This is a genomic window from Pseudoalteromonas sp. NZS127_1 (genome assembly GCF_015864295.1).
GTDB classification, from domain to species: domain Bacteria; phylum Pseudomonadota; class Gammaproteobacteria; order Enterobacterales; family Alteromonadaceae; genus Pseudoalteromonas; species Pseudoalteromonas arctica.
Map to the genome: position 1 here is coordinate 1 of NZ_JADYXO010000064.1, position 965 is coordinate 965.

General features: G+C 33.1%; 1 protein-coding gene. It reads right to left on the bottom strand.

The genetic code is table 11. The features are described 5' to 3' along the window. Positions 1-44 precede the first annotated feature (44 nt). Complete coding sequence (locus tag I6F50_RS20130) at positions 45-779, bottom strand: DUF2971 domain-containing protein (RefSeq protein ID WP_231613055.1); 735 nt, start codon at positions 777-779, stop codon at positions 45-47. Between the last annotated feature and the right edge of the window lie 186 nt (positions 780-965).

Here is a 965-nt window from a genome sequence, read left to right on the forward strand (position 1 = left end):
TTTTTCACCCAAATTTGTATGCTTATTAGCATAACATTTCTTTCTTAATGGGTGGCCAAAATCACTGTACCACTACAGACTAAACCAGGGTAAAAAAGAGTAAAACGATACTCTTCTTCATATTCGAACGCTTGATCTTTTATGCTAGCAATCTTAAAAATCGCTTCATTAAAAATTTCAATTGCAGCAATAGCACATTTTTCATTTAGGTCATTTCCATTTAAACTTGGATCTAACACGTAACTTAAAACCTCAGGCAGATAGTGTTCTTCAATTAAAGAATGAAGCATTTCCTCAGTTGGTTGGTAATCAACATCATCATAGCCACTCAAAAGTTTTCTTTGTCTAAAGTACTCATCATCAAATAGCTTTTCTTTATTAAACTTTATGCAATATGAAGTTTGCTCTGACCCGTAAGTTAGCCAGTGGTTTAGGCTATCACGCTTAGTTGTAAATGAAGTGGTATAAATTTCATCAATGGTATTATTATCAATTATATTCCATAGAAAATTTAAAAAATGATTTGCGAGATGCACGTCCTTACTTCGCATTTCTTTTTGGGTAACATCTAAAGGTATATTTTTGTGTTTGGCATAAATTTCTTCGAGTTTGATTTGTGAAAACTCAGACAAACTCCCTCTGAGTGATTTTATTCTATCAATACCTTGCTTTATTTCTCTAAAATCATTTAGATATTCTGCGTTAGTAGCCCATAAACTTTTGCTCTCTAATATCCCTTTCAGACCCTCTGCAGACGTGTAGTGGTAAACATATTCCATATTTAAAGCCTTAAATAATTAATTTTATTTATTCTGAGTCTAACTCTTTAAGCGAAAACAATAAAATTGAATATTATGAAGTGTAAAACGTTGGGTTTCGTTTCACTCAACCCAACCTTGTATCTCTTCTTGATGAGTGTTTAGCTAGCACTTGTCACATCGGGAAGACAGTGAGCTCGTACCCAA